At 68.4% G+C, this 25153-nt stretch carries 25 protein-coding genes and 1 tRNA gene; 21 read left to right on the top strand and 5 right to left on the bottom strand.

Going from position 1 to position 25153, the window contains the following annotated elements:
• Positions 1 to 37 precede the first annotated feature (37 nt).
• Positions 38 to 682, bottom strand: a complete 645-nt coding sequence (locus tag AC3ZJJ_RS08220) for a biotin transporter BioY (protein WP_489895319.1) — start codon at positions 680 to 682, stop codon at positions 38 to 40.
• A gap of 191 nt (positions 683 to 873) precedes the next feature.
• Positions 874 to 949, bottom strand: a tRNA-Arg gene (locus tag AC3ZJJ_RS08215).
• 156 nt (positions 950 to 1105) lie between these two features.
• Between AC3ZJJ_RS08215 and argS the strand changes: the two genes are divergently transcribed.
• From argS to AC3ZJJ_RS08115, 20 genes are all read left to right on the top strand, one after another.
• Complete coding sequence (argS, locus tag AC3ZJJ_RS08210) at positions 1106 to 2746, top strand: arginine--tRNA ligase (RefSeq protein ID WP_489895317.1); 1641 nt, start codon at positions 1106 to 1108, stop codon at positions 2744 to 2746.
• A gap of 2 nt (positions 2747 to 2748) precedes the next feature.
• Complete coding sequence (gene lysA / locus AC3ZJJ_RS08205; RefSeq protein ID WP_489895315.1) at positions 2749 to 4203, top strand: diaminopimelate decarboxylase; 1455 nt, start codon at positions 2749 to 2751, stop codon at positions 4201 to 4203.
• Positions 4204 to 4210: 7 nt separating this feature from the next.
• On the top strand, positions 4211 to 5518 hold the full coding sequence (locus tag AC3ZJJ_RS08200; RefSeq protein ID WP_489895313.1) for a homoserine dehydrogenase: 1308 nt from the start codon (positions 4211 to 4213) through the stop codon (positions 5516 to 5518).
• Positions 5519 to 6619, top strand: a complete 1101-nt coding sequence (gene thrC, locus AC3ZJJ_RS08195; RefSeq protein ID WP_489895311.1) for a threonine synthase — start codon at positions 5519 to 5521, stop codon at positions 6617 to 6619. It abuts the gene before it with no gap.
• Between the two features lie 10 nt (positions 6620 to 6629).
• A complete protein-coding gene (thrB, locus tag AC3ZJJ_RS08190) occupies positions 6630 to 7637 on the top strand; it encodes a homoserine kinase (protein WP_489895309.1) in 1008 nt (335 codons plus the stop codon).
• Positions 7638 to 7963: 326 nt separating this feature from the next.
• Positions 7964 to 9964 carry a transcription termination factor Rho gene (gene rho, locus AC3ZJJ_RS08185; protein WP_489895307.1) on the top strand — a complete coding sequence of 667 codons (2001 nt, stop codon included), beginning with the start codon at positions 7964 to 7966 and terminating at the stop codon, positions 9962 to 9964.
• Positions 9965 to 10087: 123 nt separating this feature from the next.
• Complete coding sequence (gene prfA / locus AC3ZJJ_RS08180) at positions 10088 to 11170, top strand: peptide chain release factor 1 (RefSeq protein ID WP_489895305.1); 1083 nt, start codon at positions 10088 to 10090, stop codon at positions 11168 to 11170.
• Positions 11154 to 12062 (top strand): peptide chain release factor N(5)-glutamine methyltransferase, encoded by a 909-nt coding sequence (gene prmC / locus AC3ZJJ_RS08175; RefSeq protein ID WP_489895303.1) that lies wholly within the window; start codon positions 11154 to 11156, stop codon positions 12060 to 12062. Before prfA ends, prmC begins: the two co-directional genes overlap by 17 nt.
• 28 nt (positions 12063 to 12090) lie before the next feature.
• A complete protein-coding gene (locus tag AC3ZJJ_RS08170) occupies positions 12091 to 12780 on the top strand; it encodes an L-threonylcarbamoyladenylate synthase (RefSeq protein ID WP_489895301.1) in 690 nt (229 codons plus the stop codon).
• Positions 12777 to 13874, top strand: a complete 1098-nt coding sequence (locus AC3ZJJ_RS08165; protein ID WP_489895299.1) for an MraY family glycosyltransferase — start codon at positions 12777 to 12779, stop codon at positions 13872 to 13874. The genes AC3ZJJ_RS08170 and AC3ZJJ_RS08165 overlap by 4 nt, the downstream gene beginning before the upstream one ends.
• A gap of 39 nt (positions 13875 to 13913) precedes the next feature.
• Complete coding sequence (locus AC3ZJJ_RS08160; RefSeq protein WP_489895297.1) at positions 13914 to 14471, top strand: Cg1360 family ATP-synthase-associated protein; 558 nt, start codon at positions 13914 to 13916, stop codon at positions 14469 to 14471.
• Between the two features lie 321 nt (positions 14472 to 14792).
• The gene (gene atpB, locus AC3ZJJ_RS08155; protein ID WP_489895295.1) at positions 14793 to 15599 is read left to right on the top strand and encodes a F0F1 ATP synthase subunit A; all 807 of its coding nucleotides are present in this window, start codon (positions 14793 to 14795) and stop codon (positions 15597 to 15599) included.
• 78 nt (positions 15600 to 15677) lie between these two features.
• Positions 15678 to 15896: an ATP synthase F0 subunit C gene (gene atpE / locus AC3ZJJ_RS08150; protein WP_343901976.1), complete on the top strand. Its 219-nt coding sequence runs from the start codon at positions 15678 to 15680 to the stop codon at positions 15894 to 15896.
• A gap of 54 nt (positions 15897 to 15950) precedes the next feature.
• Complete coding sequence (locus tag AC3ZJJ_RS08145) at positions 15951 to 16499, top strand: F0F1 ATP synthase subunit B (RefSeq protein ID WP_489895292.1); 549 nt, start codon at positions 15951 to 15953, stop codon at positions 16497 to 16499.
• On the top strand, positions 16499 to 17314 hold the full coding sequence (locus AC3ZJJ_RS08140; protein ID WP_489895290.1) for a F0F1 ATP synthase subunit delta: 816 nt from the start codon (positions 16499 to 16501) through the stop codon (positions 17312 to 17314). The genes AC3ZJJ_RS08145 and AC3ZJJ_RS08140 overlap by 1 nt, the downstream gene beginning before the upstream one ends.
• A gap of 104 nt (positions 17315 to 17418) precedes the next feature.
• Positions 17419 to 19056, top strand: a complete 1638-nt coding sequence (gene atpA, locus AC3ZJJ_RS08135; RefSeq protein WP_489895288.1) for a F0F1 ATP synthase subunit alpha — start codon at positions 17419 to 17421, stop codon at positions 19054 to 19056.
• Positions 19057 to 19123: 67 nt separating this feature from the next.
• Complete coding sequence (locus AC3ZJJ_RS08130) at positions 19124 to 20017, top strand: F0F1 ATP synthase subunit gamma (protein ID WP_489895286.1); 894 nt, start codon at positions 19124 to 19126, stop codon at positions 20015 to 20017.
• Between the two features lie 51 nt (positions 20018 to 20068).
• The gene (gene atpD / locus AC3ZJJ_RS08125) at positions 20069 to 21529 is read left to right on the top strand and encodes a F0F1 ATP synthase subunit beta (RefSeq protein ID WP_489895753.1); all 1461 of its coding nucleotides are present in this window, start codon (positions 20069 to 20071) and stop codon (positions 21527 to 21529) included.
• A 2-nt stretch (positions 21530 to 21531) separates the two neighbouring features.
• Entirely contained in the window at positions 21532 to 21816 is a 285-nt protein-coding gene (locus AC3ZJJ_RS08120; RefSeq protein WP_489895284.1) for a F0F1 ATP synthase subunit epsilon, read from the top strand.
• Positions 21817 to 21823: 7 nt separating this feature from the next.
• Positions 21824 to 22255, top strand: a complete 432-nt coding sequence (locus tag AC3ZJJ_RS08115; protein ID WP_489895282.1) for a DUF2550 domain-containing protein — start codon at positions 21824 to 21826, stop codon at positions 22253 to 22255.
• An 89-nt stretch (positions 22256 to 22344) separates the two neighbouring features.
• Here the strand turns inward: AC3ZJJ_RS08115 and AC3ZJJ_RS08110 are convergent, their stop codons facing one another.
• The 3 genes from AC3ZJJ_RS08110 to nucS form a co-directional block, all read right to left on the bottom strand.
• A complete protein-coding gene (locus AC3ZJJ_RS08110; RefSeq protein ID WP_489895280.1) occupies positions 22345 to 22548 on the bottom strand; it encodes a cold-shock protein in 204 nt (67 codons plus the stop codon).
• A gap of 190 nt (positions 22549 to 22738) precedes the next feature.
• On the bottom strand, positions 22739 to 23986 hold the full coding sequence (locus tag AC3ZJJ_RS08105; protein WP_489895278.1) for an N-acetylglucosamine-6-phosphate deacetylase: 1248 nt from the start codon (positions 23984 to 23986) through the stop codon (positions 22739 to 22741).
• A gap of 59 nt (positions 23987 to 24045) precedes the next feature.
• Positions 24046 to 24741 (bottom strand): endonuclease NucS, encoded by a 696-nt coding sequence (gene nucS, locus AC3ZJJ_RS08100; RefSeq protein ID WP_489895276.1) that lies wholly within the window; start codon positions 24739 to 24741, stop codon positions 24046 to 24048.
• 56 nt (positions 24742 to 24797) lie between these two features.
• Between nucS and AC3ZJJ_RS08095 the strand changes: the two genes are divergently transcribed.
• On the top strand, positions 24798 to 25142 hold the full coding sequence (locus AC3ZJJ_RS08095; protein WP_489895274.1) for an Rv1322 family protein: 345 nt from the start codon (positions 24798 to 24800) through the stop codon (positions 25140 to 25142).
• Positions 25143 to 25153 lie beyond the last annotated feature (11 nt).

Genomic DNA, 25153 nt, shown 5'->3' with positions numbered 1-25153 from the left:
GGGGTCGGCCCGTGGGAGTTCGGCGCGCCGCGCGGAATCAACGGGCAGGCCCGCCGACTCGCCCGCTGGCGGTGTCGCGCCCGGACGCGGAGCCGGCGTCGCGCGCAACGTTGGAGGCCGGCGGGGCGACGCTCCGGAAGGCGCGCGGGTAGGCGCGGGAGAGCGTCAGGGTGATGGTCGCGGCGATCGCGGCCTTGATGAAGTCCCCGGGCAGGAAGACCAGGCTTTGCAGCGCGGTCGCGTCCAAGGGCAGCCGAGTGACGAAGGACTGCACGGGTATCCCGAAGGCGTAGATCACCAGGATGCCGCCGACCAGCACACCGAGCACCGTCCGCAGGCGGGTCGGGCGCCCGCCCGCGTGCACGATCAGTCCAACAACAAACGCGCCGACGATCCAGCCGATCAGGTATCCCGCCGACGGACCCGCGAAGACGCCGATCCCGCCGCGCCCGCCCGAAAGCAAGGGGAGGCCGATAGCAACAAGCGCCAGCAGGACGACCATCGACAGGGCACCGCGCCACGGTCCCAGGATCGCGCCGGCCAGCATCACGCCGAGTGTCTGCGCGGTGATCGGGACGGATCCGAAGACCGAGAGCCCTCCGGGAAGGCCTAGGACGGCAACAATGGCGGTGAAGACGGCGATGCGGGCAATATCGGTGGCATCGAGGCGCAGGCGGTTCATGGGAGTCCTGGTGGCAGTCGGGTCGAAGTCTCTTGAACGTCGTTCAGTTGAACACTGTTCACTGTAGCGCCGTGCCCTCCCGATGGACAATGTGCCCCCCGTCCCAGCGTCCTCCGCCGTGCCCGGGGGCACGAAAAAGGCCCCCGGCCGAAGCCGGGGACCTGAGTCCGTTGGCGGTGTACCGCCGTGTTTGGTGCCCTCGAAAGGATTCGAACCTTCGACCTTCCGCTCCGGAGGCGGACGCTCTATCCCCTGAGCTACGAGGGCGTGCCGCGAACTACTCTGCGGCTGGGAACGTAGAAGAGCTTAGCAGGACTGGCGGACCGTTCGGTAACCGGCGCTCCGGAGCCCGCCCGCCGCGCACATGACCCGTCATACACCGCCCGCGAACGGGGCTCCGCTTCGCCCCGCTATTCTTGTCTGGTGACTCCCGAACAGCTTTCCTCCGCCATATCCGCCTGCCTGCGCGACGCCGTCGCCGCGGGCGACTTCGCCGTCGACGTCCCGGAGCATGTTCGGGTGGAGCGGCCCAAGAGCCGCGAGCACGGAGACTGGGCCACGAACATCGCCCTCCAGCTGGGCAAGCGCGCCGGCATGAACCCGCGGGAGTTCGCGCAGATCCTTTCGTCGCGCCTGCAGCGGATCGGCGGCGTTTCGTCGGTGGAGATCGCCGGCCCGGGCTTCCTCAACATCCGTCTCGACGCGGCCGCGGCCGGAGAGCTGGCGCGCAAGATCGTTGAGGCCGGCCCGTCCTACGGAACCAACGACGCCCTGACCGGGCACGTCGTGAACATGGAGTTCGTGTCCGCCAACCCCACGGGACCCCTGCACATCGGCCACACGCGCTGGGCCGCCCTCGGCGATTCGATCGCCCGAGTGCTCAAGGCCAGCGGCGCGCGGGTGACGAGCGAGTACTACATCAACGACGCCGGCAACCAGATGAACATCTTCGCGCAGTCGGTCTACAACCGCATCCACGGTCTACCGGTACCCGAGGGCGGCTACCCGGGCGAGTACATCCGCGAGCTCGGCGACCACGTGCTCGGCGAGCACCCGGGCATTCGCGCGCTCACGGAGGAGGCGGCGATCCCCGTGATCCGCCAGCTTGCCTACGAGGCGCAGCTGAGGGACATCAAGGCGACGCTGGCCGACTTCGGCGTGGAATTCGACGTCTACTACTCCGAACAGGACCTGCACGCCACGGGCGCGGTCGAGGACGCCGTGGCCCGCCTGCGCGAGCAGGGGCACGTCGACGATGTCGACGGCGCCGTCTGGCTGCGCACCACGGATTTCGGCGACGACAAGGACCGCGTCCTCATCCGCGCCAACGGCGAACCGACTTACTTCGCCGCGGACGCCGCCTACTACCTCTCCAAGAAGGACCGCGGCTTCGTGGAGAAGATTTATCTCCTCGGCGCCGACCACCATGGCTACGTGAACAGGCTGAAGGCCCTCGCCGCGGCGGCCGGTGACGACCCGGAGAAGAACATCGAGGTGCTGATCGGGCAGCTGATGTCCGTCAACGGGGCCAAGCTCTCCAAGCGCGCGGGCAACATCATCGAGCTGCGCGACCTGATCCAGTGGCTCGGCGCCGACGCGCTGCGCTACTCGCTGGGCCGCTACCCGGCCGACTCGCCGATGACAATCGACCCGGAGCTCCTGAAGAAAAACACCAACGACAATCCGGTCTTCTACGTCCAGTACGCGCACGCGCGGTCGCGGGCGGCGTCCAACAACGCCGGCGCGAAGGGCGTGGACCGCGGCGCCTTCGAGGCGTCCCTGCTCACGCACGAGACGGAGAACGAGCTCCTGTCGCACCTCGGGAGGTTCCCGTCCATCGTGGCCCAGGCCGCGTCCTTCCGCGAGCCGCACCGCGTGGCCCGCCACCTCGAGGTCATTGCCGGCGCCTACCACCGCTGGTACCAGGCATGCCGCGTCGCCCCGCTGGGGGACGAGCCCGTGGAGGACGTGAACCGCACGCGCCTGTGGCTGAACGACGCCACCAGCCAGGTGCTGGCCAACGGGCTTGGCCTCTTGGGCGTCTCCGCGCCGGAGAAGATGTAGCCGTGGGCGCCTCACCGCTGGCCCCGGAATGGCTGGGCTTCCCGGACGACGTCAATGCGCTGCGCCCCGCGCTATGGGCCGCCGGCGTCGGCAGGGCCGCTGACGGCCAGGTCGCCGTGCACGGAATCGGGGTCCGCGATCTGGCGGCCGAGTTCGGCACGCCGCTCTTTGTGATGGACGAGGACGATTTCAGGTCCCGCGCCCGTGCGTTCAAGCGGGCGTACGACGGCGCGTTCGCGGACCTGTGCGGGGGAGTGGACGTCTACTACGCGGGCAAGGCCTTCCTCTCCGTCGACGTGGCGCGCTGGGTCGGAGAGGAAGGGCTGCGGCTGGACACCTGCTCAGGCGGCGAGCTGGCCGTGGCCAGGCGCGCGGGCGTCCCCGCCGCGCGGCTGGGACTGCACGGGAACAACAAGTCGGCGGAGGAGATCCGCACCGCGCTGCGAATGGACCTCGGGCGCATCGTGGTGGACAGCCTCGACGAGTTGGATCGCGTCTCCCGGCTCGCCGCCGAGATGGGCGTGCGGGCCAACGTGATGCTTCGCCTCACGCCCGGCATCCACGCGCACACCCACGAGTTCATCGCCACGGCGCACGAGGACCAGAAGTTCGGCCTGTCCATGGCGGACGGCGACGCCCCGGACGAGGGCACGGCATCCGACGCCGCGCCCGAGGGCAAGTCGCCGGCCGCCACCGCGGTAGCCCGGGCGCTGGCCAGCGGCTCGATCAATCTCCTCGGCCTTCACTGCCACATTGGTTCGCAGATCTTCGAGGCGGAGGGTTTTGCCCTGGCCGCCGAGCGTCTGCTCACGTTCCTCGACGCCGTCCGCAGGGACCACGGCGTCGAACTGCCCGAACTCGACCTCGGGGGCGGATACGGCATCGCGTACACGGAGGCGGACACGCCGCGCGAACCCGCCGAGCTCGCGGCCGCCATGGCCGCCGTCGTCGGTGACGTCTGCGCGCGCCTCGGGCTCGCCGTGCCGCGCATCTCGATCGAGCCGGGCCGCGCCATCGTTGGCCCGTCGACATTCACGCTCTACGCGGCAGGCGTCCGCAAGACCGTTCAGGTCGACACGGAGTCGGGAACCTCCGCGCGGCGCTACGTGTCCGTGGACGGCGGCATGAGCGACAACGCACGCCCCGTGCTCTACGACGCCGACTACTCTGCCGTCCTGGCCTCGCGTGTGACGGAATCGGAAGCGATTGTTTCCCGGGTGGTTGGGAAACACTGCGAGAGCGGTGACATAGTCGTGAGGGACGTTTACCTGCCGGAGGACGTCGCGGCGGGCGATCTCATCGCCGTTCCCGCCACCGGAGCCTATTGCTGGGTGCTGGCCAGTAACTACAACTATCTGGGCCGCCCGGCCGTCGTCGCCATCCGCGACGGCAAGGCACGGCTGATCATCCGCAGGGAAACGGAAGACGACCTTTTAGCCCGTGACATGGGAGCGTAGATAGCACGTGAAGAAACTCAAGGTGGCCCTGCTCGGCTGCGGAAACGTGGGATCCCAAGTGGCCCGCATCCTTTTGGAAGACGCGGACGAGCTCGCCTCGCGCACCGGTGCCCGCCTTGTCCTGAAGGGGATCGCGGTCCGCGACACCACCGCCGTGCGCGACGTCGAACTGCCACCCGAGTTGTTCACCACCGACGCCGGGGCGCTGATCGAGGGCGCCGACGTGGTGATCGAGCTGATGGGCGGCCAGGAGCCCGCCGGGACGCTGATCCGCCAGGCGATCGCCGGGGGCGCCGCCGTGGTCAGCGGCAACAAGGCGCTGCTGGCGCGCCAGCTCCCGGAGCTCTCCGCGCTGGCGGACACCGCGGGCGTGCAGCTCAGCTACGAGGCGGCCGTCGCGGGCGCCATCCCGATCCTGCGCCCGATCCGCGACAGCCTGTCCGGCGACCGCGTCACCAAGGTGATGGGCATCGTGAACGGCACCACCAACTTCATACTCGACGCGATGGACAGCACCGGCGCGCAGTTCGCGGACGCGCTGGCCGAGGCGCAGGCCCTGGGCTACGCGGAGGCGGATCCCACCGCCGATGTCGAGGGGCACGACGCCGCCGCCAAGGCCGCCATCCTGGCGACGCTGTCCTTCCACACGGAGTTCGACCTGGCGGACGTCTACTGCGAGGGCATCACCAAGGTCACGGCCGAGGACGTCGCCGCGGCCAAGGACGCCGGCATGGTCATCAAGCTGCTCGCCATCGCGGAGCGCATCAAGGGGGCCGACGGCGACCACGGGATCGCGGTGCGTGTGCATCCCACCCTACTGTCCCGCGCCCACCCGCTGGCCGCGGTCCACGGCGCGTTCAACGCGGTCTTCGTCGAGGCGGAGAACGCCGGCCAGCTGATGTTCTACGGGCAGGGCGCGGGCGGCAAGCCCACGGCGTCGGCGATCCTCGGCGACGTGGTCAGCGCAGCCCGGCGCACGGTCGCCGGCGGCCGCGGCCGCACGGAGACGACCACGGGCAGCCTGCGCGCACTGCCGATCGACGAGATCAGCACCAGCTACAGCATCGGCCTCGAGGTCAGCGACGAGACGGGGGTCCTTGCCTCCATCGCGGGAATCTTCGCCGAGCATGGAGTGTCCATCGAGACCATGCACCAGACCACACATCCGGTCGCCGCGGGAGAGGCGGGTTCCGCCACCCTGCGGTTCGTGACCCACGTGGGGCGCGAGTCCGCGCTGGCGGCCACCGTCGCCGACGTCGGGCGCCTGCCCGTCGTGCACAGCATCACATCCGTTCTCCGAGTCGAAGGAAACTAAGTGGCCCACCAGTGGCGCGGTGTCATCCGCGAATATTCCGACCGCCTGCCCGTCACCGAGTCGACCCGGGTCATCACGCTCGGCGAGGGCGGCACCCCGCTCGTCCACGCCCCGGCGCTGTCCGAGCTGACCGGCTCCGAGGTCTACCTCAAGGTCGAGGGCATGAACCCGACCGGCTCGTTCAAGGACCGGGGGATGACGATGGCAATCACGGCCGCCGTCGAGGCGGGCGCCAAGGCCGTGGTGTGCGCGTCCACCGGCAACACCTCCGCTTCGGCCGCCGCCTACGCGACCCAGGCCGGACTGACCTGCGCGGTGCTGGTGCCGGACGGCAAGATCGCCATGGGCAAGCTGTCCCAGGCCATCGCCCACGGCGCCGAGTTGCTGCAGGTGGACGGGAACTTCGACAACTGCCTCGAGGTGGCGCGCAAGCTCAGCGAGAACTACCCGGTTTTCCTGGTCAACTCCGTCAACCCCGCCCGCATCCAGGGCCAGAAGACGGCGGCCTTCGAGGTTGTCGACGCGCTCGGCGACGCGCCGGACCTGCACCTTCTTCCCGTGGGCAACGCCGGTAACATCACGGCCTACTGGAAGGGCTATAAGGAGTACGCGGCGCCGTTCTCCTCGCCGACCGCCGGCGAGCTCCCCGCCGTCGCCAGCAAGACCCCCGTCATGTGGGGTTTCCAGGCGTCCGGATCCGCCCCCCTGGTCGCGGGCCACCCGATCACCGAACCGGACACGATCGCCACGGCGATCCGGATCGGCAATCCGGCCTCGTGGGAGCAGGCCATCGCCGCCCGCGACGAGTCCGGCGGCCTGATCGACTCCGTCACCGACGAGGAGATCCTCGATGCCCACCGGTGGCTCTCCGCGCGGGAAGGCGTGTTCGTCGAACCCGCCTCCGCCGCCGGCGTTGCCGGGCTGATCAAGTACCACGCCCTCGGCAAGGTGGCCGCGGGCCAGCGGATCGTCATCACGGTCACGGGCCACGGACTGAAGGACCCGCAGTGGGCGCTGCGCAACGCCGACGGCTCCGACGTCTCGCCGACGAAGGTCGGGTTCGACGTCGTCGCCGTCGCCGATGCCCTCGGCCTCGGCTAGGGGCGGGGCCATGCGGGACTTCGCCTCCGAAACCGTCGACGCTCCCGGCGCGGGCACCGCGCGGATCGCCGCCGGGCAGTCCATCACCGTCACGGTCCCGGCGACCACGGCGAACCTGGGGCCGGGCTTCGACAGCCTCGGGCTGGCGCTCGGCCTGCGGGACACGTTGCGCGTGCGCACCATCGAGGGCGCGGACGTTCGCGTCACCGTCTCGGGCGAGGGCGCGGAGACGCTGCCCGAGGACGAATCCCACCTCATCGCCAAAATCATCCTGGACCGGTGGGCCGCGCTGGGTGTGGCGGCCGCCGGCTTGGAAATCGACGCGACCAACGCCATCCCTCACGGGCGCGGACTCGGTTCGTCCGCGGCCGCCGTTGTGTCCGCCTTGACCGCCGCCGACGCGTTGCTTCCGCGCGGGGTCCGCGGGACGCTGGAAGCGGAGGCGGTCTTCGCCGAGGCCGCGCGCCTGGAGGGCCATCCGGACAATGTGGCGCCGGCCGTCTTCGGCGGGCTGACGCTGTCCCTGGAGGACAACGGCCGCATCGAATCCGTCCCCCTGGACCTCGCCCCCGGGATCGTGCCGGTGGTGGCGGTGCCGGACGTGGAACTGTCGACACAGCGCGCCCGGGGCCTGTTGCCCGCCTCCGTGCCGCATGCCCTTGCCGCGGCCAACGGCGCACGGGTCGGCCTACTGGTCAAGGCGCTTGCCGGCGCTCCCGAATGGCTGATGGCGGGCACCGAGGACTTTCTGCACCAGGCCTTCCGCGCGGAAGCCATGCCGCACAGCGCGGCCCTGATAGCGGAACTGCGGCGGCAGGGGCTGGCCGCCGTTGTCTCCGGAGCCGGTCCGACCGTCCTGGTGCTCGCGTTCGGGGCCGACGAGGCGCGGCGCGCGGCGGAGGTCATTGCCGGCACCGCCACGCGCCGCGCCCGGGAATCCGCGGACCCGGCCCCGGTCGCGTGGCGTGTCCTGATGCCCGGCGTTGATCGCACGGGTGCTAAGCTTGAGGTGCACTAGCGGCCAACGAGTCGCGGCCCCCGAGTCCAGGACTTTCCAGTCCTTCACCTTTGGGCCCGACCACCGCGAATCGTGCACTTCTGGGGCAGCCAATCCGGTGGGCCCCGTGTGCCGATTTCAGTGGCTGACCGCGTGCGGCTTTCAACCCGGCAGTTCCCCCGTCATGCGCGGAGCTGCACGGACAATCCAAAGTGAGCCAGACCGGCATCGGCGGTAGCATCGCCGCCGTGGCCGGCCGCCGTTCCCGCTTCTGACGCGGATCCGGCGAGAAACTGTTCCGCGGGCCGTTCCTATACGGTCCGCCCGACGAGGGGGAAGGAACCTTCGTGACCGAAACCACCAGCCTGCCAGCAGGCGTGGAAACCACCGACAGCGAACCCAAGAGCACGGGATTGGCAGGGCTCAAGCTCGCACAGCTCCAGGCCTTGGCGTCCCAGCTGGGCATCACCGGCGGATCGAGGATGCGCAAGGGCGACCTGGTCGCGGCCATCTCGAACCACCAGCGCGGCGGCGCGGTCGCCGACCGCGACAAGCAGGTCAAGCAGCAGGCCCCCGCCCCGGCGGCGTCCGAGGCAGCCGCCGAGGCCAAGGCTCCGGCCGCCGAGGCTCCCGCCCCCGAAGGCGAAGCCGCAGGCCGCGCGCCGCGCACCCGCAACCGCAACCGCCGGGCCAGCAGCGACGGCGTCGCCGCGCCGCAGGCCGAGGCCGCCGAGGCCCCCGCCGCCGCGCCTGCCGCCGAGTCCGAGCAGCCAACCGGATCCCGCCGCAGCCGCGGAAGCCGCCGCGCGGAGGCCGGCCAGGCCGAGACCGCAACCGCGGAGGCCCCGGCCCAGGAGACCGCGGCCGTGCAGGGCGGCCCCGCCTCCGAAGAGGGCGAGGAGCGCGCCGAGCGTTCCGGCCGCAACCGCCGCAACCGCAACCGCCGCGACGAGCGCGACGGCGAAGGCTCGGAGCAGCGCGAGTCGGGCCAGCAGCGCGAGGCGCAGCGGGAGTCGGGCCAGCAGCGCGAGGCGCAGCGGGACTCCGACGGCCAGGACCGCAGTGGCCGGTCGAACCGTCGCGAACGCAACCGCGACCGCAACGAGCGCAACGACCGTAGCCGCAACGAGCGCAACGAGCGTCGTCGTGGACGCGGCCGCAACCAGCCAGAGGTGGACGACACCGAGGTCACCGAGGACGACGTGCTGCTGCCCGTCGCGGGCATCCTGGACGTGCTGGAGAACTACGCCTTCGTCCGCACCTCCGGCTACCTGCCCGGCCCGAACGACGTCTACGTGTCGCTGAACCAGGTCAAGAAGTACAACCTCCGCAAGGGCGACGCCGTGGTCGGCGCCATCCGCGCGCCGCGCGACGGCGAGAACTCGGCCAACCAGCGCCAGAAGTTCAACGCGCTTGTCCGCCTCACGAACATCAATGGCAAGCCGGCCGAGGACAACAAGGACCGCGTCGAGTTCAACAAGCTCGTCCCGCTCTACCCGTCCGAGCGGCTCCGCCTGGAGACCGACCCGAAGAAGGTCGGCCCGCGCGTGATCGATCTCGTCGCCCCGATCGGCAAGGGCCAGCGTGGCCTGATCGTGTCGCCGCCGAAGGCAGGCAAGACGCTGATCCTTCAGTCGATCGCCAACGCGATCACCATCAACAACCCTGAGGTCCACCTCATGATGGTGCTCGTCGACGAGCGTCCCGAAGAGGTCACGGACATGCAGCGAACGGTCAAGGGCGAGGTCATCGCCTCCACCTTCGACCGTCCGGCCGACGACCACACGACGGTCGCCGAGCTCGCCATCGAACGGGCCAAGCGCCTGGTCGAAATGGGCATGGACGTTGTGGTCCTGCTGGACTCGATGACCCGCCTGGGGCGCGCCTACAACCTGGCCGCCCCGGCGTCGGGACGCATCCTCTCCGGCGGCGTCGACTCGTCGGCGCTCTACCCGCCGAAGCGCTTCTTCGGCGCGGCCCGCAACATCGAGAACGGTGGCTCGCTCACCATCCTCGCCACGGCGCTGGTGGAGACCGGATCCAAGATGGACGAGGTCATCTTCGAGGAGTTCAAGGGAACCGGCAACATGGAGCTCCGGCTCTCCCGCGCGTTGGCCGACAAGCGCATCTTCCCTGCGGTGGACGTCAACGCGTCCGGCACGCGCCGCGAAGAGAACCTGCTTTCCCCCGACGAGGTCAAGATCATGTGGCGCCTGCGCCGCGTGCTCTCCGGCCTCGACACGCAGCAGGCGCTCGAGCTTCTCACCGGCAAGATCCGTGAGACGCAGTCCAACGCGGAGTTCCTCATGCTGGTCAACAAGACCACTTTGGGCACCAAGAACGACTAGCTGTCCCAACGCCCGGTCCCGTCCCCGCCCTCCGCGGGCGACGGGCCGGGCTTTGGCCGTTAAGGCGCCGCCCCGGCGTCGTTCCCTACACTTGAACCAGCCGTAGCGAAAGAAGCACACACCATGTTTGAGTCCGTCCAGGGCCTGCTCGACGAGCACGCCGAACTCCAGCGTCGACTCAGCGACCCCGCCGTCTACCAGGACCAGGCCCTGGCCCGGAAGCTTGGACGCCGCGGAGCGCAGCTGAACGGCATCGTGGAGGCGCACCGTCGCTGGAAGCAGATGCAGGAGGACCTCGAGGCCGCCCGCTCGATGGCTGACGAGGATCCCGAATTCGCCGCGGAGGTCCAGGAGCTCGAGGCCAAGCTGCCGGCCGCCGAGGAGAAACTGCGCCGCCTGCTGATCCCGCGGGACCCCAACGATTCGCGGAACGTGATCCTCGAGGTCAAGGGCGGCGAGGGCGGAGACGAGGCCGCGCTGTTCGCCGCCGACCTGCTGCGCATGTACACGCGCTATGCGGAGACCAAGGGGTGGAAGACGGAGATGATCTCCTACAACGAGTCCGACCTCGGTGGTTACAAGGACGCCCAGGTGGCCATCAAGGGCTCGTCCAACGACCCCGCGGAGGGCGTGTTCGCGCACCTCAAGTACGAGGGCGGGGTGCACCGTGTCCAGCGCGTGCCCGTCACCGAGTCGCAGGGCCGCATCCACACATCCGCCGCCGGGGTGCTGGTGCTCCCGGAGGTCGACGAGCCGGAGGAAGTCGACATCCACCAGAACGACCTCAAGATCGACGTCTACCGATCGTCGGGACCCGGAGGGCAGTCGGTCAACACCACCGACTCCGCGGTGCGCATCACCCACCTGCCGACGGGCATCGTTGTGGCCATGCAGAACGAGAAGTCGCAGCTGCAGAACCGCGAGGCCGCCATGCGCGTGCTGCGCTCGCGCCTCCTGGCCCACCAGCAGGAGATCATCGACGCCGAGAACTCCGAGGTTCGCAAGTCCCAGGTGCGGACCATGGACCGCTCCGAGCGCATCCGCACGTACAACTACCCGGAAAACCGGATCGCCGACCACCGCACGGGCTACAAGGCCTACAACCTGGACGCCGTGATGAACGGCGACATCGAGTCGCTCATCCAGTCCTGCATCGAAGCCGACGAGCAGTCGCGGCTGGACGCACTCGGTGACGACCAGAAGTAGCCCGGAGTCCCGGCCCGGCCCGGCGGGCCGCGCCGGGCCGGGTGTGGACCTGCACGTGGCGATCCGCCTGGCGGCCGCCCGGCTGGCGGAGGCGGGCGTTCCCTCGCCTCGGGCCGACGCCGAGTTGCTGGCCGCGCACCTGCTGGGCGTCGGCCGCGGCAGGGTCGTGGCACTCGCCCTCGGGGGTGCCGGAGTCCCCGAAGGGTACGACGACCTCGTGGCGGAGCGCTGCCGCCGTGTCCCGCTCCAACACCTGACCGGCACGGCGCACTTCAGGCACCTCGAGCTCGCGGTCGGTCCGGGGGTCTTTGTGCCGCGGCCGGAAACCGAAACGCTGGCCCAACTCGCGATCGACCACGCCAGGATCGTCCTGGCGCAAACGGGGCAAGCGAAGGTGGTGGACCTGGGAACGGGTTCCGGCGCCATCGCCGCCGCCGTGGCCTCCGAGGTGCCGGGATCCACGGTCTATGCCGTGGAGCTCAGCGACCTGGCCCGCGCCTGGGCCGAGCGGAACCTGGCACCCCACGGCGTGGTCCTGTTGGCCGGGGACCTGCGCACGGCGCTGGCCGACCACGACGGGAGCTTCGACGTCGTCGTCAGCAACCCTCCGTATATCCCCGCGGACGCCGTTCCGAACGAGCCCGAGGCGCGCGACCACGATCCCCGACTGGCACTCTACGGCGGGGGAGCGGACGGCATGGAGCTGCCCGCGGCGGTCGAGCGGGCCGCGGCCCGCCTGCTGCGGCCGGGCGGGTTCGCCGCCATGGAGCATGCGGAGGTGCAGGCGGGGGCGGTCGCGGCCCTGTTCGACTCCACCGGATGCTGGGACGCGATCGCGGGACACCAGGACCTCACCGGCCGGGACCGCGCCACCTCCGCCGTCCGCCGGTGAGAACCGCTACGCATGGAAGAATGTACACGTGACTTCACGCTTTGATTGCCAGGACCCCACCGATCGGACCGCCGGCCTCGAGGCCGCGCGGCAGGCCATCTCTGCCAAGCGGTGCGTGGTCCTGCCCACCGACACGGTCTACGGAATCGCCGCCGACGCGTTCTCGCCGCAGGCCGTGGCGACCCTGCTCGCGGCCAAGGGCCGCGGCCGCACCATGCCGCCTCCGGTGCTGATGCCGGGCATCGCGACCCTCGACGGGCTGGCCACCGCCGTGTCGGAGGACGCGCGCCGTTTCGCCAACGAGTTCTGGCCGGGCGCCCTCACGCTCATCCTTCGCGCCCAGCCCTCCCTGACCTGGGACTTGGGCGAGACGAAGGGCACAGTGGCCTTGCGAGTCCCGGACGACGCGGTGGCGCGGGAGATCCTCGACGCGACGGGTCCGCTCGCGGTGTCCTCGGCCAACCGCTCCGGGCAGCCGGCGGCGACGACGGCGGACGACGCCGAGGAGCAGCTCGGCGAGGCGGTGGAGGTCTACCTGTCCGACGGCGTGCGCCCGGAGTCGGGTGAGGCGCTGGCCTCCACGATCGTCGACTGCACCGGTTCCGTTCCGCGCGTGGTCCGGCAGGGGGCGCTCCCGCTGGCCGAGCTGCAAAGGATCGCGCCCCACACCGTTGGCCTCGGGGAGGAGCTCCGGGAGGAGCCGGCCCCCGAGGCATGAGGGTCTATGTGGCCCTGATCGGGCTGAGCTTCATCGCCTCGTTCGGGCTGACGCCGCTGATGCGCAGGCTCGGTCTCAGGGTGATGGGGGCCGCCCCGCTGCGCGACCGCGACGTCCACGACCGGCCCATCCCGAAGCTTGGGGGCGTCGCCATGGTGGCGGCGGTCCTGTTGGGCCTGGCGGCGGCGGCGCAATTCGACTTCCTGTCCGGCGCCTTCAGCAATCCGCTACCCATCGCCGGGATCGCGGCCGCCTGCTCCCTGGTGCTGCTGATCGGCGTGGTGGACGACATCTGGGACCTGCGCTGGTACCTGAAACTCACGGGCCAGACCCTGGTCGCCCTGGTCGTCGCCTTCTCGGGCATCCGGCTCGAGGCCATGCCCGTGGGCTGGATCCACATCAAGAGCGAGCCCCTGCAGATCCTGCTCACCGTCTTCCTGGTGGTCTTGACCATGAACGCGATCAACTTCGTCGACGGGCTCGACGGGCTCGCGGCCGGGATGGCCGCCATCGGCGCGGCGGCGTTCTTCATCTACTGCTATATGCTCGCGCGGACCATCAACCAGTTCGACCACTCCAACTTTTCGGCGATGCTGATGGCGCTGCTGCTCGGGGCCTGCCTGGGCTTTTTGCCCCACAACTTCAATCCGGCCAGGATCTTCATGGGCGAGGCCGGCGCCATGCTCATCGGGCTGCTGATGTCCGTTGCCGCCATCGCGGTGACCGCCGACCTCGATGCGATCTCCGGCTTCCGCTTCCGCAATGTCCCGGCCTACATGCCCATCCTGTTGCCCATCGCCGTGATCCTGTTGCCGCTCGCGGACCTGATGCTGGCCGTCATCCGCCGCACGGCGACCGGGCGGTCTCCGTTCTCCGCGGACCGCGGGCACCTGCACCACAAGCTCGTCGACGGCGGGTACACCCAGCGCCAGGCCGTGCTCCTGCTGTACCTGTGGTCCGCGCTTGTCGCCTTCGGCGCGGTCTCCTTCAACTTCGTCGATTGGCTCGTCCTGACGCCCATCCTTGCGGTCCTGCTGCTGATCGCCGCGTACCTGACGCTGCACCCGTGGATCCGCCGCGCGCGGGCACGGTAACCTGCGCGTCACGGTTTCTATCTCGTGTAGAATTTCATGTTGGGCGCGGGCACTTGCGTCCCGCAGACACCCACCAACATCCGCCAACACAGCAACGGGACGGCCATGACGGAGCAAGGCAGAGCGACGGGAAGCGGCAACGTTTTCCGCGCCTCGGGGGAGACCTCGGGACCATGGCTCGCCATCCTTCGCCGCTGCTCCATCGTCTGCGGTGTGGCGCTGCTTGCGCTGGCCGTCGTCGGACTCGTTGTGGCGGGTATGCCGGCGGCCGGAAGCGCGCTGCTGGGCGGAGTGCTCGTGGTGGTGTTCTTCGGGATCAGCCTGCTGATCGGCCACCTCGTGGGGCGCCGAAATCCCTCCGCGGCGCTCGGCGCCTTTATGGCGGGCTACGCCGTCAAGGTCGTGGTTTTGGGTGTCCTGGCCTTCGGGCTGGGTGCCCCCGCGTGGCTGGACGGCACGTGGTTCCTGATCGCAGTGGTGGCCTCGGTCATCCTCTGGCAGGTGGCGGAGCTTCACGCATTCTCCAGGCTGCGCTTCCAGCTCTACGCGGATCCGGAAACCCCTCCGGGCGGCGCCCCTGGAGGACCCCGTGGCTAGGGGGAGCGATCCCGTGAACCGGCGCCGCGACTGGTCAGGGTTCCGGGAGTTCTTCAACTACATCGTTGGCGGGATCTTGGCCTGGGGTTTGATAGGCTGGGGCCTGGACTATCTGTTGGATACCCGCTGGATCTGGATTGTCGGTGCCATTCTTGGCGCCTGCGCTGGCTACTATCTTGCCCACCAACACCGCAAGGCGCGCACCTCCGGGAGCGACCCGGGCGAACAACACACAAGCCCATAATTTTCACCGGTGGGACCGCCGCTGGCCGGCGCACCACCCAACATGCCCAATGACGGACACTGCAGAGAGGAAACGCGTTGATCGCGCTTGCGCTTCCGGCGGCCACTGAAGAAGGTGGCTTCAAAGCCCCCGCCCTTGAAGACATGCATCTTCCCGAGATTCTTCCCTGGTACGCCGAATACGGAACGGGTTTCGGCAAGCAGATGCTGCTGGTCCTGCTCTCGGTTGTACTCATCTCCTGGTTCTTTGTCGCCGCCTCGCGCCGCGGCGCGCTGGTTCCGGGCAAGATGCAGTTCCTGGGGGAGTTCTCCTACAACTTCGTCCGCAACTCCGTGGGCAAGGACGTGATTGGCGAACGGGACTTCAAGCCGTTCATCCCCATCCTGTTCTCGTTGTTCTTCTTCATCATCGTGAACAACCTGTTCGGAGCCATTCCGTTCCTGCAGATCCCGACCACATCGCACGTGGGCACCGCCTACGCGCTGGCGGGCATCGTCTACTTCCTCTGGATCGTGCTTGGCATCCGGAAGCACGGCATCAAGTACTTCAAGGTCGCGACGGTACCGTCCGGCGTCCCGAAGGCCATCCTGCCGCTGATCGTGGTCATCGAGATCATCTCGACGTTCTTCGTGCGTCCGCTGACGCACAGCCTCCGTCTCTTCGCGACGATGCTGTCCGGCCACCTGATCGTGATGCTCTCCGCCGCGGGAACGTCGTTCCTGCTCATCGAGGCCGACGGCCTGATGAAGGGGCTCGGCGTCCTCACGCTCGTAGGCGGCGTCGGCATGTACCTGTTCGAGATCCTCATCATGGTTCTCCAGGCCTACGTCTTCGTCCTGCTGACGGCCATCTACATCCAGGGTTCCCTGGTCGAAGAGCACTAAACAAGCTTTCCCTCCCAGGAGGGGATATCCCGTACCCAACACCCTGCCAACTCAAACTGGCATTCTGAAAGGAAAACAATGGAAATCTACGGTAGCCTCAACGCCATCGGTTACGGACTCTCCGCAATCGGCGGTGCTATCGGCGTGGGCCTGGTGTTCGCCGCCTACATCAACGGTGTCGCCCGCCAGCCGGAGGCCCAGCGCGTGCTGCAGCCGATCGCGTTCCTCGGCCTGGCGCTGACCGAAGCTCTTGCCATCCTCGGCCTCGTCTTCGCCTTCATCTGGGGCCGGGTCTAAGCCTCAGCCTGTTCGCAGAACTGAAGCTTCGAGTCTTAGAAAGACGGGTGAAACATGAACGAGGCAATCATCTTGGCCGCAGAGGGCAATAACCCGCTGATCCCCAACATTTGGGAGATCGTGGTTACGCTCATCGGTTTCGGCGTACTGCTGTTCATCGTCTCCAAGTATGTCGTTCCGGCATTCGAGAAGACCTATGAAGAGCGTTCGGCCGCCATCGAGGGCGGCATCGCCAAGGCCGAGGCCGCGCAGGCCGAGGCCAACGCGGCACTGGACGAGTACAAGCAGCAGCTGACGGACGCTCGCACCGAGGCCAACCGCATCCGTGAGGAAGCGCGCGCCGAGGGCGCCAAGATTCTGGCGGACCTCAAGGAGAAGGCGGCGGCAGAGTCCGCGCGCATCGCCGAGCAGGCACACGTCCAGATCGAGGCGGAGCGTCAGGCCGCTGTTGTGTCGCTGCGTACCGAGGTCGGCACGCTGGCAACCCAGCTCGCCAGCCGCATTGTTGGCGAGTCCCTCGCCGACGACGCACGCTCGTCCCGCGTCGTTGACCGCTTCCTGGCGGATCTCGAGTCCCAGCAGAGCGCAGGTGCGACGAAGTAATGGCAGGTGTATCGAGCGATTCCCTCGCCGCGGCACTGGATGCGCTGGAGGCCAAGCTGCCTACGGCTGACCTGTCCCTGGCGGAGGACCTTTTCGGAATCCTTGGCATCCTGGACGGCAACGCCGGCCTGCGCCGGGCACTGACCGACCCTGCCCGCGAGGGCAAGGACAAGTCGGCGCTCATCTCGCAGCTGCTCGCGGGCAAGGTCTCGGCCGACGCCGTGGCCACCGTCGCTGACCTCGTGGCCGCACGTTGGCGCTCGGCCCGCGACATCGGGGATGCGCTGGAGACACTGGCCGCCACGGCGGCCATCGCCGTGGCGGAGCGCCAGGGCGCGGGGACGGCAGGACTCGAAGCACTTGAGGAGGACCTCTTCGGGTTCATCCGGGTGGTCGGCTCCAGCCACGACCTGCAGCGTGCCCTCGACGAGCCGCAGGCCACCGCGGACGCCAAGCGCGCCTTGGCGCTCAAGGTTGTCCCGCAGGCCGGCCCGGCAGCCAAGCTGCTGATCGCCCAGGCGGCCACTGCGCCGCGCGGGCTGAAGCCGACGGCTCTGGTCCAGCGGTTCGTGGAACTCGTTGCCAAGCGGCAGGAACGGTGGATCGCGAACGTCAGCGTCACCCGTCCGCTGACGGACGAGCAGTTCAACCGGCTTCAGGCCGGACTGAACAATCTCTACGGACGCGATCTCAAGATCAACGTCAACATCGATCCAACGCTGGTTGGTGGCATCCGCGTGGTCGTGGGCGACGAGGTTGTTGACGCAACCGCCGCCACCCGGCTCACCGAGCTCCGCCGCAGGCTGGCCGGCTAGGTCCTCCGGGATCCGTCGCGCCAACCACACAACAGACTGAACAAACCCCGGTCGTCGCCGAGAAACACCGCGATGATCATAACCAAGGAGAGCAGGGACTGCAGATGGCCGAATTGACCATCAATGCCGATGACGTCCGCAACGCCTTGACCGACTTCGCCGCGTCCTATGAACCGGGCACTGCGCAGCGCGTTGAGGTTGGCCGCGTCACCACGGCAAGCGACGGCATCGCCAAGGTGGAGGGCCTTCCCTCCGTCATGGCCAACGAGCTGCTTCGTTTCGAAGACGGCACCCTGGGCCTGGCCCAGAACCTCGACACCCGTGAAATCGGCGTTGTGGTGCTCGGCGACTTCGCCGGGATCGAAGAGGGCCAGGAAGTCCACCGCACCGGAGAGATCCTCTCCGTGCCGGTTGGCGACGCCTTCCTCGGCCGCGTGGTCGACCCGCTGGGCGTTCCCATCGACGACCTCGGCGAGATCGCTGCCGAGGGACGCCGTCCGCTCGAGCTTCAGGCCCCGGGCGTTACGCAGCGCCAGTCGGTCACCGAGCCGATGCAGACGGGCATCAAGGCCATCGACGCCATGATCCCGATCGGCCGCGGCCAGCGCCAGCTGATCATCGGCGACCGCCAGACGGGCAAGACCGCCATCGCGGTCGACACCATCATCAACCAGAAGGCCAACTGGGACTCCGGCGACGTGAAGAAGCAGGTTCGCTGCGTCTACGTCGCCATCGGTCAGAAGGCGTCGACCATCGCGGCCGTCCGCCAGACGCTCGAGGAGAAGGGCGCGCTGGAGTACACCACCATCATCGCCTCCCCGGCGTCCGACCCGGCCGGCTTCAAGTACCTGGCACCCTACGCCGGTTCGGCCATCGGGCAGCACTGGATGTACGGCGGCAAGCACGTCCTCATCGTGTTCGACGACCTCTCCAAGCAAGCCGAGGCGTACCGCGCAGTTTCGCTGCTCCTTCGCCGTCCGCCGGGACGCGAGGCCTACCCGGGCGACGTGTTCTACCTGCACTCCCGCCTGCTGGAGCGTTGCGCCAAGCTGTCCGACGAGCTCGGCGGCGGTTCGATGACCGGTCTCCCGCTCATCGAGACCAAGGCGAACGACGTCTCGGCCTACATCCCGACCAACGTCATCTCCATCACCGACGGTCAGATCTTCCTGCAGTCGGACCTCTTCAACGCCAACCAGCGCCCGGCAGTCGACGTGGGCATCTCGGTGTCCCGCGTTGGCGGCGCCGCCCAGCTGAAGTCGATGAAGAAGGTCTCCGGCACGCTGAAGCTCGAGCTCGCCCAGTACCGCGACATGCAGGCGTTCGCAATGTTCGCCTCGGATCTCGATGCCGCCTCCAAGCAGCAGCTGACCCGTGGCGCGCGCCTGATGGAACTGCTCAAGCAGGGCCAGTACTCGCCGTTCCCGGTCGAGGACCAGGTTGTCTCCGTGTGGGCCGGCACCAACGGTTTCCTCGACGACGTTCCGGTTGAGGACGTCCGCCGCTTCGAGGCACAGTTCCTCGAGCACCTGAGGAACCGCAGCGACGTCCTGACGACCCTTGCCCAGACGGGCAAGATCGAGGATTCGACGGTCGAAGCACTCAGGGGCGAAATCACCGAGTTCAAGAAGGGCTTCTTCGGGGAGGGCGACAACCACCTGGTTGGCGCCGGCCACGAGGAACACTCCCCGCTGGACGAGGAATCCGTCGACCAGGAAAAGATCGTCAGGCAGAAGCGCTGACCATTCGTGAAGTGGTGCCGGCCGCACGGCGGCCGGCACCGCATTCGCGAATAAGGAAAGGATAAACATGGGAGCCCAGATTCGGGTCTACCGCCAGAAGATTGCCTCGACCTCGTCGATGCGCAAGATCTTTAAGGCGATGGAACTGATCGCTACTTCCCGCATTGGCAAGGCGCGCAGCCGCGTCGCGGCGTCGTTGCCGTACTCCAATGCGATCACCCGTGCCGTTTCCGCCGTCGCGTCCCAGTCCGAGGTCGAGCACCCGCTCACCACCGAGCCGGAGCAGATCCGCCGCTCGGCCGTGGTGGTCATGACTTCCGACCGTGGCCTGGCCGGTGCCTACTCCGCCAGCGTGATGAAGCAGGCGGAATCGCTTGCGGAACTGCTTCGCGAAGAAGGCAAGGAAATCAAGGTGTACCTGGTCGGCCGCAAGGCCCAGGCATACTTCGACTTCCGCGGACGCGAGTACACGCGTGTCTGGACCGGTGGAACCGATGCGCCGGCCTTCGAGACGGCCCGTGAAATCGGCCGCGCGCTTCTTGAGGATTTCGCCACCCCCTTCGAAGAGGGCGGCGTGGACGAGATCCACATCGTGCACACCCAGTTCAAGTCCATGGTCGTGCAGGTACCGACGGTCATTCGCCTCCTGCCCCTCGAGGTCGTCGAGGAGGAGGTCGTGAACGAATCGGACCTCCTTCCCCTCTACGACTACGAGCCGGAGCCTGAACAGGTCCTCGACGCCCTTCTTCCCCGCTACATCGAGTCGCGCATCTTCTCGGCGCTTCTCCAAGCAGCGGCTTCCGAACTGGCGGCACGCCAGCGTGCGATGAAGTCGGCGGGCGACAACGCCAGCGACCTCATCGAGAAGTACACCCGGTTGCGGAACAACGCACGCCAGGCGGAGATCACGCAGGAGCTGACCGAGATCGTGGCAGGCGCCGACGCGCTCAGCGCGTCCTAGTCTGCCGACCACACGTAACCCCACGCTAGACAGACAAGCGAAGTGAGAGAGATGACTGCCCAACTGAACGAGCAGGGAACCGCTGCCGCGACCTCCGGTGCCACCGGACGCATCGCCCGCGTCATCGGTCCGGTCGTCGACGTCGAATTCCCGGCCGATGCCCTTCCCGCCATTTACAACGCACTGACCACGGAGATCACGCTTAACGGCGAGACCCACACGATCACGTTCGAGACCAGCCAGCACCTCGGCGACAACCTGGTCCGCGCCATCGCCCTGCAGGCCACCGACGGACTCGTCCGCGGCACGGTTGTGCAGGACTCGGGCGCAGCCATTTCCGTCCCCGTCGGCGACGTCGTCAAGGGCCACATCTTCAACGTCCTCGGCCAGCCGCTGGACGTTGCCGCGTCGGACCTGGAGATCACGGAGCGCTGGCCGATCCACCGCAAGCCCCCGGCGTTCGCGACGCTCGAGGGCTCGACCGAGATGCTGGAGACCGGCATCAAGTCGATCGACCTTCTCACCCCGTACATCAAGGGTGGAAAGATCGGCCTCTTCGGCGGCGCGGGTGTTGGCAAGACCGTGTTGATCCAGGAAATGATCACCCGCGTGGCCCGCAACTTCGGCGGCACCTCGGTGTTCGCCGGCGTCGGCGAGCGTACCCGCGAGGGCAACGACCTCTGGGTCGAAATGGAAGAGTCCGGCGTCCTGAAGGACACGGCCCTTGTGTTCGGCCAGATGGACGAGCCGCCGGGCACGCGTCTCCGCGTCGCGCTGTCGGCGCTGACCATGGCGGAGTACTTCCGCGATGTGCAGAACCAGGACGTGCTGTTGTTCATCGACAACATCTTCCGCTTCACGCAGGCCGGCTCCGAGGTCTCGACCCTTCTGGGCCGCATGCCGTCCGCCGTGGGCTACCAGCCGAACCTTGCCGACGAGATGGGCATCCTGCAGGAGCGCATCACCTCGACCAAGGGCCACTCGATCACGTCGATGCAGGCCGTCTACGTTCCCGCGGACGACTACACCGACCCGGCCCCCGCGGCGACGTTCGCCCACCTGGACGCCACCACGGAACTGTCCCGCGAGATCGCCTCGCGCGGCCTGTACCCGGCCATCGACCCGCTGACCTCGACGTCGCGCATCCTCGACCCGCAGTACGTGGGCCAGGCGCACTACGACGTGGCCGTGCAGGTCAAGCAGATCCTCCAGAAGAACAAGGAACTGCAGGACATCATCGCGATCCTCGGCATCGACGAGCTCGGCGAAGAGGACAAGATCGTCGTCTCGCGCGCGCGCCGCATCCAGCAGTTCCTCTCGCAGAACACCTACACCGCCAAGCAGTTCACCGGTGTTGAAGGCTCCACGGTCTCCATCAAGGACACCATCGAGGGCTTCAAGGCGATCTGCGACGGCGACCTGGACCACATCGCCGAGCAGGCGTTCTTCAACATTGGCGGACTCGACGACGTCGAGCGCCAGTGGGCCAAGATCCAGGAACAGACCAAGTAGCCATGGCCGAACTCGAAGTCGAAATCGTTGCCGCCGACCACTTCGTGTGGTCGGGGGCGGCGACCATGGTCAAGGCCCGCACAAGCGACGGCGACATCGGTGTTCTGCCGGGCCACAGCCCGGTGCTCGCCGTGCTCGCGGAGGGTGTGCTGGAGATCCAGCCCGTCCACGGATCGCGGATCACGGTTCAGGCCGACGGCGGTTTCTTCTCCGTCGACAAGGACCGGGTCGTAATCGTCGCCGACAACGCTCAGCTGGACGGTTCCGCCACGGCAGGAAACCGATAGTCCGGCCTTGAACGAAGTCGGCATCACCTTCGCCATCCTGGCCGCGGCACTGCTGCTGGTCGCGATGGTCTTGGGAGCCATGGGGTTGCGCCGCTATCATCTGCAGCGCGCCCTGGGCACCTTCGACGCCTCCATCTCCACCGCCCGCGGGCACTGGATGATGGGGGTTTGTCGTTATGCGGAGGGTGAACTCGAATTCATGCGGCTGTTCTCCGTCTCTCCGGTCCCGTTGCGGCGTTTCCTGCGCAGCTCCCTGGAGCTGCAGGGATGGCGGCAGCCGGCGGAGTGGGAGGTTGCGCGGATCCAACCGGGCAGCATTGTGGTCTCGCTGGAGTACAACGGCGAGGACATACTGCTGGCCATGGACTACGGCGCCTACACGGGGCTGAGCACGTGGCTGGAAGCCGGTCCGGCCGTCGGCGTCGGCACCTGGCGCTAGGAGTCACCCGTCACGCAAAGGAGGGGCGCATCCGTGAGGATGCGCCCCTCCTTGTGCTCGGGCCCGCCGTCTGGCGGGCCGCCGCGTCCCTAGACCGCGGTCACTCCGGTGGCCTGGGGGCCCTTGGCTCCCTGACCGATCTCGAACTCGACCCGCTGGTTCTCCTCGAGGGTGCGGAAGCCGTTGGTCTGGATTTCGGAATAGTGAACGAAAACGTCGCCTTCGGATCCGTCCGGGGTGATGAACCCGAACCCCTTCTCTGCGTTGAACCACTTCACGGTGCCCTGCGCCATGTATTTCTCCTACGGTGTTAATGTTGACGGCCTGTGCACCTCACACCGGCCGGGCGGTACCGAAGTGGGAAGTGTGCGGCCCGCGTCGGAGCCGCGGCCTCCACACCCGCAACCTGCTTTGCGGGTATGACAAACACCAACACAAAGACTGAGTCCAGCATCACACAACCCGGTGAAACGGGCAACGGTTTTACCCGCGTGTTTCGCTGACTTCGGGCGATTCGAGGCGTTTGCCGGCCAGATAGACGGCCTCGAGGTTCATCGCGGCGTCGAGAACCAGCACATCCGCCCGGAAACCCATGTGCAACGAGCCGACCTCGTCGGCGAGACCCAGGACGGCCGCCGGGATCGATGTGGCGCTGCGCAGGGCGTCCGCCAACGGGACTCCGGCCGCGACCGTCGCCCGGACGACGTCGAGCAGCGTGGCGGTGCCGCCCGCGAGCGTCCCGTCGTGGAGCAAGGCCACGCCGTCCACCACGGGCACGCTGGCCGGGCCGAGCACGTAGTTGCCGTCGCCCAAGCCCGTCGCCGCCATGGAATCGGTCACCAGCGCGATCGCCTCGCTGCCCACGAGGGAGAAGACCGTCGCCACCGTGAAGGGGTCCACGTGCCGCCCGTCCCCGATGAGCTCAAGCACGGCACGCCCCTCGGCCGCAGCGGCCAAGCAGGCGGCCACCGGCCCGGGGGAGCGGTGGTGCATCGGGGGCATGGCGTTGAAGAGGTGTGTCACCGTGGGGCGTTCGGTGTAGCCGTCGAAACCCGCGGATCCCAGTTCCTCGGCGGCGAGCCGAAGCGATGCGGCCACCGTGTGCGCGTCGGCGTCGGTGTGTCCGATCGAGGGGACAACGCCGTGCGAGGCCAGCTGCTCGACGAGCGCCTCCGCCCCGTCCAGCTCCGGCGCGTAGGTCATGGTGCGCAACTGGGCGCGGGAGGACTCGACGAGACTGTCGACGAAGTCCGGGTCCGGCGCCCCGAGGTGTGCGGGGTCCTGTGCTCCGCAACGCGCGCTGGAAAGGAACGGGCCCTCGGCGTGGATGCCGGCGATCGCACCCTCCTCCGCGAATCCTGCTAGCGTTTCCGCGGCCGCGAGCATCGCCGAGCGGTCCCCCGAGACGACGCTGGCGAGGACCGTCGTGGTCCCGGAGGCGTGGAGGAAATCCAGGGCGCCGGAGATCTCAGACGTGCCGGCCGTCGCGAAATCGACGCCCGCCGCACCGTGGCAGTGCAGGTCCACAAGCCCGGGGACCAGCAGCGCCCGCTGCGGCACGGCCACCTGTTCGAACTCCGCGAAGTCGGGCTGGCGGGAGAACTCCTCGGCGGTTCCCGCGAACACGATTCTGTCCCCGTCGATCGCCACGGCGCCGTCGTCGATCGTCCGGCCGTCGGTCACGATCCTGCCGGCGAGCCAGAGGCGGGCGGGTTCCTCGATCGAAGTCATGCGTCCATCATAGGCACGGGCCCTCGGGGCCCGTCTGTAGCGGCCCGTGGGGCCGGCCGCTAGAACAGCCGAGAGGCGCTGTCGTCCACGCCGCGCATGGCGTCGTAGTCCAGCGTCAGGCATTCGATTCCGCGGTCCGCGGCGAGCGTGCGCGCCTGCGGCTTGATCTGCTGGGCCGCGAAGACTCCGCGAACCGGGGCGAGGCGGGGGTCGCGGTTCATCAGCTCCAGGTAGCGGGTGAGCTGTTCGACGCCGTCGATGTCGCCGCGGCGCTTGAGCTCGATCGCGACCGTCGCGCCGTTCGCGTCCCGGGCGAGGATGTCCACGGGGCCGATGGCGGTCATGAACTCACGCCGGACCAGCGTGTAGCCGGCACCGAGCGTCTCGATCTGGTCCGCAAGCAGCCTCTGCAGATCGGCCTCCACGCCGTCCTTGATGAGGCCCGGATCGATGCCCAGGTCGTGGCTCGTATCGTGCAGGGTCTCGTGGATGCGGATGACCAGCCGGTCGTCGCTTTTGGCGTGCTGCACGTGCCAGACGTCAACCACGCCGGTGAGCGCCTCGTCGTCGTCGGCGGCCACCGCGCGCATGGTCGCGGGCGGGCTCATCCAGTTCAGCGGCTTGTAGGAACCGCCGTCGGAGTGGATGAGGACGGAGCCGTCGGCCTTCACCATCAGCAGGCGCGTGGCCAGCGGCAGGTGGGCTCGGAGGCGGCCCTCGTAGTCGACTGAACAACGGGCTATCACTAAACGCACAGAGAGTACTGTACCGGGTTGCCCGGGGCGGCCCCGCCGTGGGGCAGAATGGTGGCATGCCCCGTTCCAACCGTCCGCGCCGTGCCGGCGGAAGCGCACGAGGCGGAAAATGGGCCCGCAACGAGGGGCCCGAGGAGGGCGCCGCCCCGCTGGAGCGCACCCGCTTCGGTATTCCCGAACTGCAGGACGCGCCCGACGGACAGTGGCACGTCAGGCGGGTGTCCCCGGTCCGCGCCGCGAAGACGTACACCTGTCCGGGGTGCCGCATGCAGATCGCCCCGGGGACCGACCATCTTGTGGCCTGGCGGGCCGACCACCTCTTCGGCGACGAGCGGGCGGCCGCGGAGCGACGCCACTGGCACACCCGCTGCTGGGGCACACGGAGCCACCACTACCGCTGAGCGACGACCGC

This window comes from Arthrobacter sp. AOP29-A2-19 (assembly GCF_058138025.1).
Note: the sequence above shows the minus strand (reverse complement) of the source record. Positions and strands in the feature narration are given on the sequence as shown.